Annotated in this window: 7 protein-coding genes; 2 read left to right on the top strand and 5 right to left on the bottom strand. The window is 57.8% G+C overall.

The features are described 5' to 3' along the window. Nucleotides 1-221: 221 nt before the first annotated feature. Both hldE and msbA read right to left on the bottom strand, forming a co-directional pair. Entirely contained in the window at nt 222-1643 is a 1422-nt protein-coding gene (gene hldE, locus G7020_RS08785) for a bifunctional D-glycero-beta-D-manno-heptose-7-phosphate kinase/D-glycero-beta-D-manno-heptose 1-phosphate adenylyltransferase HldE (protein WP_181083807.1), read from the bottom strand. A 146-nt stretch (nt 1644-1789) separates the two neighbouring features. Then, a complete protein-coding gene (gene msbA, locus G7020_RS08780; RefSeq protein WP_181083805.1) occupies nt 1790-3607 on the bottom strand; it encodes a lipid A export permease/ATP-binding protein MsbA in 1818 nt (605 codons plus the stop codon). A 129-nt stretch (nt 3608-3736) separates the two neighbouring features. On the opposite strand from msbA, the gene G7020_RS08775 reads away from it, so the two are divergent. After that, complete coding sequence (locus G7020_RS08775; RefSeq protein WP_181083803.1) at nt 3737-4342, top strand: lipopolysaccharide kinase InaA family protein; 606 nt, start codon at nt 3737-3739, stop codon at nt 4340-4342. Between the two features lie 14 nt (nt 4343-4356). Next, entirely contained in the window at nt 4357-5667 is a 1311-nt protein-coding gene (locus G7020_RS08770) for an O-antigen ligase family protein (RefSeq protein ID WP_181083801.1), read from the top strand. On the opposite strand, the gene G7020_RS08765 is transcribed toward G7020_RS08770, so the two are convergent. From G7020_RS08765 to G7020_RS08755, 3 genes are read right to left on the bottom strand one after another with little or no spacing between them, the layout of a single operon-like run. Beyond that, nucleotides 5664-6680: a glycosyltransferase family 9 protein gene (locus G7020_RS08765; protein ID WP_181083799.1), complete on the bottom strand. Its 1017-nt coding sequence runs from the start codon at nt 6678-6680 to the stop codon at nt 5664-5666. The genes G7020_RS08770 and G7020_RS08765 overlap by 4 nt on opposite strands. Further along, complete coding sequence (locus G7020_RS08760) at nt 6677-7801, bottom strand: glycosyltransferase (RefSeq protein ID WP_181083797.1); 1125 nt, start codon at nt 7799-7801, stop codon at nt 6677-6679. Before G7020_RS08760 ends, G7020_RS08765 begins: the two co-directional genes overlap by 4 nt. Beyond that, on the bottom strand, nt 7788-9542 hold the full coding sequence (locus G7020_RS08755; RefSeq protein ID WP_181083796.1) for a carbamoyltransferase C-terminal domain-containing protein: 1755 nt from the start codon (nt 9540-9542) through the stop codon (nt 7788-7790). Before G7020_RS08755 ends, G7020_RS08760 begins: the two co-directional genes overlap by 14 nt. Nucleotides 9543-9626: the final 84 nt, after the last annotated feature.

Below are 9626 nucleotides of genomic sequence, written 5' to 3'. Positions count from 1 at the left end.
ACAAGCTGACATTGCCGCGCTGGCGCGGGAAGCAATGTTCAATGGCGGAGAATTGTTCGGGTGTGATCATCATGCGCGAAGTATCCCGCATTACTCGCCGTCAAGCCAGTAGCGTTAACAGGCCCTAATCCAGGCTACGGGATCCATGCTTTTGTAGGATGGAATCGCCGCAGGCGCTTCCGTCGCTGGCACCGTTTAAATACCACAGGGGTTGTATGTGATTACGCCTTGCGAATCTTCTCGACGATGGCCGTGGTCGAGCTGTTCTCCACCAGCCCCAGCACCCGCACTTCGCCGCCCCAGGCCTTGACCAGCTCGGCACCGACCACCTGATCGACGCCATAATCGCCGCCCTTGACCAGCACATCGGGGCGCACCTGGACCAGCAGGTTCTCCGGTGTATCCTCGGCAAAGCACACCACCCAGTCCACCGCTTCCAGCCCGGCCAGTACGGCCATGCGTCGATCCACGGTATTGATCGGGCGCCCCGGGCCTTTCAGGCGGCTGACCGAGGCGTCGTCATTGACCGCGACGATCAACCGGTCGCCCTGGGCGCGGGCCTGTTCCAGATAGGTGACATGGCCGGCATGCAGGATGTCGAAACAACCGTTGGTGAAGACGATCTTCTCGCCCTGGGTGCGAGCATCCTCGACCACGGTCAGCAACTGCTCGACCGTCATGGTGCCGCGTCCCGAGCCTTCCTCACGCTGTATGGCGCGGCGCAATTCGGGGGCGCTGACACAGGCAGTACCCAGCTTGGCGACCACGATGCTGGCGGCCAGATTGGCCAGCGCCACCGCCTGCGGCAGCTCGGCGCCGGCAGCCAGCGCGGCGGCCAGGGTGGAGATGACGGTGTCACCGGCGCCGGTCACGTCGAAAACTTCGCGCGCCCGCGCCGGCAGGTGCAGTGCCGCCTGGTCAGGGCGCAGCAGGGTCATGCCGTGCTCACCACGGGTCACCAGCAATGCATCCAGCTCAAGGCTGCGCATCAGCTCGGCGCCCTTGGCCACCAGCTCGGCCTCGTCAGCACAGTGCCCGACGATGGCCTCGAACTCGCCCAGGTTCGGCGTGATCAGCGAGGCACCGCGATAGATTTCAAAATCCTTACCCTTGGGGTCGGCCAGTACCGGAATACCGCGACGGCGGGCAGCCTGGATCAGCGCCTGGTGATTCTTCAACGCCCCCTTGCCGTAATCCGACAGCACCAGCGCCTTGACGCCGGCCAGCAGGCTTTCGACATCCTTGAGCAACGCCTGGGCATCGGTCTCGAAGGCTTCCTCGAAATCCATGCGCAACAGTTGCTGGTGGCGGCTCATGACCCGCAGCTTGACGATGGTCGGCTGATGTTCGATGCGCTGAAAGTGCGCCTGCACACCGGCTGCGGCCAGACTGTCGGTCAGGCTCTGGCAAGCCTCATCTTCACCGGTGACTCCCACCAGTGCCGCCGGAGCGCCCAGCGCCGCGATATTCAGCGCCACGTTGGCCGCGCCACCGGGGCGATCCTCGATCTGCTCGACCTTGACCACCGGCACCGGCGCCTCGGGCGAAATCCGCGACGTGCCACCATGCCAGTAACGGTCGAGCATGACATCGCCCACTACCAGAACGGGGGCTTGGTCAAAACGGGGCATGGACAGCTTCATGGGGGCTCCGGGACGGAAGAAAAAACGCTGCAAAGCATACCAGCATGGAGGCGGCGATTCTTCCAGCAGTCTATCCGGTGATGAATACGAGCACCTCAGCGCGCCGCACCACCGATTCGCTGCAAGCCCACCTCATGCGGCTCAGATTACGCCTCGCCCTCATCCTTGAACTGCGTCGCGTGCAACCGCGCGTAGGCACCATTGACCGCGAGCAGTTCAGCGTGCGTACCACGCTCAACGATGCGCCCCTGCTCCATCACCAGAATCAGATCGGCCTTCTCGATGGTGCTCAGGCGATGGGCGATCACCAGTGTCGTGCGGCCTGTCATCACATGATCCAGCGCGCCCTGAATATGCCGCTCGGACTCGGTATCCAGTGCCGAAGTCGCTTCATCCAGAATCAGCACCGGCGCGTTCTTCAGCAGTGCGCGGGCGATGGCCAGGCGCTGACGCTGGCCGCCTGACAGCAGCACGCCATTCTCGCCAACCTGGGTCTGATAACCCTCGGGCATCTGCTCGATGAATTCGTCGGCGTAAGCATCGCGGGCCGCACGCTGGATATCTTCCAGTGGCGCGCCGGCCAGATCGCCATAGGCAATATTGTTGGCGACCGTGTCGTTGAACAGCGTAACCTGCTGGGTCACCAGGGCGATATGTCGGCGCAGATTGCGCAGCTTGTAATCCGCGACCTCGACGCCATCCAGCAGAATCTGCCCCTGAGCATGGTGATAGAAGCGTGGGATAAGGTTCGCCAGGGTCGATTTGCCGCTGCCGGAGCGCCCGACCAGCGCCACCATCTGTCCCGGCTCGACGCTGAAGCTGATGTTTTGCAACACCTGCTTGTCAGTGCCGGGGTAGACGAAACCAAGATCACGCACATCCAGTCGCCCACTGACCTTGTCGCGCTCAACCGTACCGGCATCCAGCTCAGGGCTTTCGTCCAGCTGCTCGAAGATGCTTTCAGCGCCTGCCACACCTTTCTGAATAGTCGAGCTGACTTCCGAAAGCTGGCGGATGGGCTTGGGCAACAGTCCCGCCAGCGTGATATACGCCACCAGATCACCTGCCGACGCATCCCCTCGCAACAGCAGGACCAGAAACATCAGCAGCGCCATCGCGCTGTAAATCACCAGTTGCAGGGATGGCGTATAGACCGCATTGGTCTTGACCATGCGCAGCTGCTTGGCGGTGTTATCGGTGCTGGCGCCGAAGAAGCGATGCTGCTCGTAGGATTCGCCACCAAAGCTGCGTACCACGCGATAACCCTGGATGGTCTCGGATGCCACATGGGTGACGTCGCCCATCGCGACCTGGATCTTCTTGCTCTGCTTGCGGAATTTCTTGCTGGCACTGGACACCATCACGCCAATGACCGGCAGGATCGCCACCATCACCAGCGTCAGTTTCCAGTTCATCCACAGCAATGTGGCGAACAGGAAAATCACCGTCATGCCTTCACGTACCACCACCTTGATCGCATCCGTCGCCGCACCGGTGACCATGGTCACGTTGTAGGTGATGCGCGAAATCAGGTGACCGGAGTTGTGGCTGTCGAAGTAGCGATTGGGCAGCGTCAGCATGTTGTTGAACAGAGCCACACGCAGGTCGTGCACCAGGCCAAGGGAGACACGAGCCAGGAAATAGTTGCCGAGAAAGGACCCGATCCCCTGCAGCAGTGCGATGAGCACGATCAGCAGCGGCACGGCCTGCAGCAGCTTCAGCTCGGCAAGCCACGGCAGATCCTGCAGATGGGGAACCTGAGCAAAAAAGCTGGCGTCCGGGTTGTTCAACCCATCGACGAAGAACTTGAGGATGTAACCCAGCATCGGCTGGGTAGAAGCAAAAAGCAGAAATCCGAAAAGGCTGATTGCGAACAGCCCCCAATAGGGCTTTACATAGCCGAGCAGGCGCAGATAGATACGTACACTTGAGCGAGCAAAGCTCTCTTCCCGAGAATCCGACATAAGTTTTCACGAAATGGAATCAGGTCGAAACTCTAACACAGCACACCTGTATGCAGACAGGCATGATGACAGCACATGAAGTGCCTGCGCAGTTACGCTAAACTACGCCTTTGCTTCAGGAATGTGCCGATGCAAACACTCAGCAGGGAAGACTACGCCGCTTGGTGTAACGATGCACAGGTACTGGAAAGGGACGGACATGGTGAAAAAGTCCTGCGTCTGGCCGATGGTACCTTTCTCAAACTTTTTCGACGCAAAAGCTGGTTTTCCAAGACCGCGCTTTATCCACCGGCCAAGCGTTTTGCCAAAAACGCTGCTGCCTTACAGCTCCTTGGCATCCCTTGCCCAAAAGTCATCCAACTATACCGGATGAGTTCGCCATATCGCTCGGTAGTGCATTACCAGCCCCTGGCAGGAGAAACGTTGCGCAACTTGCTGCAGAAAGACAGCACACTGGATCAGCGCAAACTGTACATCCGCCTGGCTGAATTCATTACCAAACTGCACAATCTGGGCGTTTATTTTCGCTCGCTGCATATGGGTAACATCGTACTGACACCCGATAACAGGCTGGGCCTGATCGACATATCGGACATGCGCTGCCTCGGTCGCCCATTGTCACGCAGGATGCGCAACAGAAACTACCAGCACCTACTGCGCTACGAAAGCGACTGGGCACTCACAACCCCTGAGCTACGCTCACTGTTTTCCGCTGATACTCAGGCTGCCTTGTGAAACGTTTATAACCAATGAATAAAACCAAAACCTTTTATGAAGCCTTGTCGGCCAGCAGCCTCGTCTTTGCGTTTTTCTGGCTGCCTGTGCCACGGCTTTTTGATATTGCCTGCATTGCGCTGATTTTATTATTCGTCCCTGCCATTCTGTTACCAGCCAATGGCGATTTGAGAAAAGACCCGACGATCCGATTGGGCATGCTGTTTTTTCTTTATTTATTCATCTCCATTATCTGGCACAGACTGACCCTTCCCGACCATTTCCCTCATACCACCAGCGACCGCCGCTTTCTTAGGGTGCTCTACTTTATCGCCATCGCCTATGCGATCTCCCGCAGCCGCCTGCTGACCGCCTGGAATCTCCTCGCCGTGGCCTTCGGCGGCCTGCTGATTTACCTGGCCATCAGTTTCGATAAAACCGAATGGGTTCTCGCATGGGATGGCCAACGGGCCGACTTCGGCATTCACAATGCACAGCATACTGGCATTGTATTTGCCACTTGCGCCTTGGCCTTAAGTCTTTTTACACCTCGCTTTTTCGCCTGGATCAAAGGCTCACCGCCTCTCCTCGCCTCGGGTGGCGCGTTGCTCTGGCTGGCCATGTTGTCGTTTTCCCTATGGGGAGTATTCGTTTCACAAACACGGGCCGTCTGGCTGGGCCTGAGCATTACCCTGCTGTTCTTCCCTGGCATTCTGCTTTTTGCTTACAGCCTCCGTGGGAAGCTGCGACTGTCGCCACGAAAGTTCTTATCGAGCGGTATCGCCGGCATCTTTCTCCTCGGCCTGCTGGCCGCAGGGCTCAATATCCCTGGCCTGGTTAGCGAGCGACTGTCGGCAGAGAAAGTCACATGGGAAAGCTTGCGTTTAGCCGCGTCCCATGAGGATCAGGAGCTAACGAGTACCGGAGTTCGAGTGGCATCCTGGTCAGCAGCGGCGGACTGGATCATGGAAAAACCTTTCATGGGCTGGGGCGGACGTGCTTCTAGACCCCTGATACGCCAATCCGACCTTTTCAGCGATGCATTCAAGAAAAACTACAACCACCTGCACAACTCATACTTACAGGTATTGCTTGAAATAGGTCTGATTGGAGCCGCATTCATCGCCGGGTTAATGATACTGATCGGGCGCGCCTGCATTAAAAGTTACCAACACCACTCCATGCCATTGGATGTATTTCTTTTTTCCTGGGTCTTCTTCATATTCTGGCTGGTGGTGAATATTTTTGAGTCTTACGTCATTTATTCCAGCGGAACCTACCTGATCGCCATTATCACAGGCTTCTTCTATTCATTCTGCATCGAACATAAGAAGCCATTCGGCTAAACACCTCTATCAGGACTACCTATTTTCCTGGCAATAAGCCGGACCGGCACGAAGGGACGCCAAATATAATCGCCTAACCACTTAAAGCGAAACCAGGGGTACACAACCGTATTGAGCTGGTTGAAGCCGGGGCGCCAGGCAAAATAGCGATGGCGACGTGTGATGGTAAAAGTGGCCAATCCCATCAAAGATGCCAAATGACCACCACCCGAATCATTGCTGATAACGATTGATGCCAAAGCAACATGATCGATCAGCCCCTTGATATCGGGAAAGCTTCTAACCTGAAAACCAGGCACGGCCTTAAGCACTTCTTCACGCTCATCAGGCATGCAGACAAACTCAACACGCCAGCCTTTCTTCTGCAACGCATTAGCCAGCCATCGAAAGCCAGCCATCCAATAATTCTTTTTCGGCTGAGGTGTGGTCGGAAAAATCAGCACCAACCCCGCGTCATTATCAAGCTGCAGTCCAGGCAAACCGGGCATTGGATGGGTTTCGATGGCAAATACTTCTTTAGCATAGCCATCAACCCATTCAACCATGCTTTTACCCGCATCCGAGTCGAGACAGAACGCTCTGCTTGCACCAAAGAAATCCTTGCCCCTGATAACCACACCGCGGCCATCCAGCCCCGAATCACGGGATATTTTCTTGGCGGTGACAAAGGCGACATTATTCAGCGCGGCATAAAGTGGCGACCATTTCTTCCTGAAATAATATTTTTCAAAACAGGCGATCACCAGTTCAAAACGGCCTGCCAATTCATCCAGTTCATCGTCATGTTCAGGGACGATCGTCAACCAGGGAAAATACTCCCGGGCAGAATAGAACGCATTACTGTAGAACGTTACATGGGCACCAGAGCGGCAAAACAGCCAGCACAGGCGAAGATAGATGGTGATATCACCCAGGGCCGGAAATGGAACAACCGCCACCTTGAGACCGGCAAAAACATCATCAGGATTGGGCGCTGCATCGCAAGGTTGGCTACTGGCTATATTTGCACTCATGGCTTCACCCTGTTAGCCAACCATTGCCTATCCCAGAACTGGTCACGAACAACAGCATCGGAGAACATCTGCACCAGTCTGGACTGCACCTTCGACCGTTGTGCTTCCAACTCATCCCCCGCCAGTCCTGCCATCTGCTGCAGGCATCCAGCCAGCTGACCGTCATCACCCAGCGTGAACAGCATCCCACAAGCTCCGACCACCTCCGGCGCCCCGCCACAGTCACTGCTGATAACCGGCACCCCTGCCGCCATCGCTTCCAGCAGCACCATTCCAAAAGGCTCATGATCGGACGTCAGGGCAAACACATCGAATGCCTTGAAGTAACGACGTCCATTTGCCACCTGGCCGAGAAAAAGCACATGCCCAGCGACGTCCAGACTGGCCGCTAACGATTTCAAGGTCGCTTCCAGCCGCCCAGCCCCCATGATCACCAGCAGACTGCCCTTTGGCAGTTGCGGCAGAGCCTGGGCAAAAGCGCGAATCAGGGTCGCCTGATCCTTGTCTGGATGCAAACGCCCGACATTACCGACAACCCAGGCGTCCAATGAAAGGCCAAGGGCTATTCGGGCTTCCTCACGCGGAAGCTGTTCGGCCTTCACGGCCTCGATATCGATTCTGTTGTATAAGGTTTCGATCCGCTCCGCCGGCCAACCCGGTAGACAAGCGCGGATATCGTCACGCACGGCATTCGAGACCCCGAGCAACAGCAAGCGCTTGCTGAACAGGTGGGCGAGCACCCGTCTCGAAAAGCGCTGATACACACCGAAAGCATGACTTATGCCGATAACTGGCAGCCGGGTCGCCAGGCAGGCGATATAGGTTGGCTTGAAGCGGTGAGCGATGCACAGGCGGAAATCCCGTCCGCGAATGATCTTGCGCAGGCGGCGTATAGCACCCAGCTTGAGGCCACCCACTTCCTTCGAGCTGTAGCCGAGAAACAGCACTTCGTCTGAGGCGCAAGCAGCCACCACTCGCTCATCCGGCGCTCCCGTCAGGAATACCGTGCAGACCTTATAGGGGGCTCCGACAAAAAGCGCGGCGTACTGCCGCGCACAATCGAGAAACGGGCCGTCATAACCATGACAGAGCTGAAGCACCCATTGCTCAGACGTCGTCATACCAGCCCTTGCCTTCCTTGACCACCAGTATGTCTTCCATGATCAGATACTGCAGATCCGACCCGTAGAACATGTTCAACGCATCGGTCGGCGAGCAGATCATCGGTTCGCCGCGACGGTTGAGTGAGGTATTGAGCGAGACGCCGTTGCCGGTGAGCTTTTCCAGTTCCAGCATCAGGTCGTACCAGCGCGGGTTGTATTCGCGCTTGAGCACCTGGGCGCGAGAGGTGCCGTCTTCGTGGACGACTTCACTGACGCGCTCCTTCCACTCGTCGTTGACCTCGAAGGTGAAGGTCATGAAGGGGCTGGGATGATCGACCTTGAGCATCTGCTCGGCCACGCTATCGAGCATCGACGGGCAGAACGGGCGCCAGCGCTCGCGGAACTTGATCTGTTCGTTGATGCGGTCGGCCACGCCCGGAATGCTCGGGCAGCCGATGATGGAGCGACCGCCGAGGGCGCGTGGGCCAAACTCCATTCGGCCCTGGAACCAGGCGACCGGGTTGCCATCGACCATGATTCTGGCGATGCGCTGTTCGACATCATCGATTTTCTGCCACGCAGGCGCGCTCGGATGGCGCGCGCAGGCGGCGATGACGTCCTCGTTGCTATAGGACGGGCCGAGGTAGACGTGCTCCATCTTCTCTACCGGGACGCCGCGCTGGTGCGAGACGTAGGCGGCGGCGCCGACCGCAGTACCGGCATCACCGGAGGCAGGCTGGACGAACAGCTCCTTGACCTCGGGACGGGCGATGATCTTCTGGTTGAGCTTGACGTTCAGCGCACAGCCGCCGGCGAAGGCGATCTTGCCGGTCTGTTTGATGATGTCGCCCAGGTAGTAGTCCATCATCTCCAGCGCCAGCTTCTCGAACAGCGCCTGCATGCTGGCGGCATAGTGGATGTAAGGATCGTCGGCGATGTCGCCTTCGCGCTTGGGACCGAGCCAGTCGATCAGCTTGGGCGAGAAGTAGTAGCCCTTGCCCTTTTCCTTGTAGCGGCGGAAACCGATGACGTTGGCGTAATCGGTGTTGATGATCAGCTCGCCGTTCTCGAACGTGGCCAGGCGCGAGAAGTCGTATTTGGCCGCATCGCCGTAAGGCGCCATGCCCATGACCTTGAACTCGCCGTCGAGCATCTCGAAGCCGAGGTATTCGGTGATCGCGCCATAGAGACCGCCCAGTGAATCCGGATCGTAGAATTCCTTGATCTTGTGGATCTTGCCGTTCTCGCCCCAGCCGAAGAAGGTGGTGGCGTACTCGCCCTTGCCGTCGATACCGAGGATGGCGGTCTTTTCGGTGAAGCCGGAGCAGTGATAGGCGCTGGAGGCGTGGGCCAGGTGATGCTCGACCGGCTGCAGCTTGACCTTCTTCAGATCGAAGCCGAGCTGCTGCAGGCACCACTGGATGCGCTTCTTGTAGCGGTGGTAGCGGCGGTTGCCCATGAGGATGGCGTCGAGCGCACGGTCCGGCGCGTACCAGTAGCGTTTGGCGTAGTGCCAGCGGGCCTTCTCGAAGATGCTGATGGGCGCGAAGGGAATCGCCACCACATCGACGTCCGACGGCTTGATCCCGGCCTGTTCCAGGCAGAACTTGGCCGACTCGTAGGGCATGCGGTTCTTGGCATGCTTGTCGCGCACGAAGCGCTCTTCTTCGACGGCGGCGATCAGTTTGCCGTCGATGTACAGCGCGGCGGAAGGATCATGACTGAGGGCGCCGGAAAGGCCGAGAATCGTCAATGACACGGAAAAAGCCTCTTGAAAGCAGCTGGAAGCTCGAAGCTAGAAGCCTGAAGCAACAACAGCGATGTCTGGTTCATAGCCCTACGG

The organism is Stutzerimonas stutzeri, from assembly GCF_013522825.1.
GTDB classification, from domain to species: domain Bacteria; phylum Pseudomonadota; class Gammaproteobacteria; order Pseudomonadales; family Pseudomonadaceae; genus Stutzerimonas; species Stutzerimonas stutzeri_AK.
The sequence above is the reverse complement of the archived record's forward strand: the minus strand, read 5'-3'. Positions and strand labels throughout refer to the sequence as shown.

What these genes read in the sequence shown, in the direction of transcription:
- G7020_RS08770 (WP_181083801.1), top strand. Translation starts at nt 4,357, where the DNA reads ATGAATAAAACCAAAACCTTTTATGAAGCCTTGTCGGCCAGCAGCCTC.
- G7020_RS08765 (WP_181083799.1), bottom strand. Translation starts at nt 6,680, where the DNA reads ATGAGTGCAAATATAGCCAGTAGCCAACCTTGCGATGCAGCGCCCAAT.
- hldE (WP_181083807.1), bottom strand. Translation starts at nt 1,643, where the DNA reads ATGAAGCTGTCCATGCCCCGTTTTGACCAAGCCCCCGTTCTGGTAGTG.
- msbA (WP_181083805.1), bottom strand. Translation starts at nt 3,607, where the DNA reads ATGTCGGATTCTCGGGAAGAGAGCTTTGCTCGCTCAAGTGTACGTATC.
- G7020_RS08760 (WP_181083797.1), bottom strand. Translation starts at nt 7,801, where the DNA reads ATGACGACGTCTGAGCAATGGGTGCTTCAGCTCTGTCATGGTTATGAC.
- G7020_RS08775 (WP_181083803.1), top strand. Translation starts at nt 3,737, where the DNA reads ATGCAAACACTCAGCAGGGAAGACTACGCCGCTTGGTGTAACGATGCA.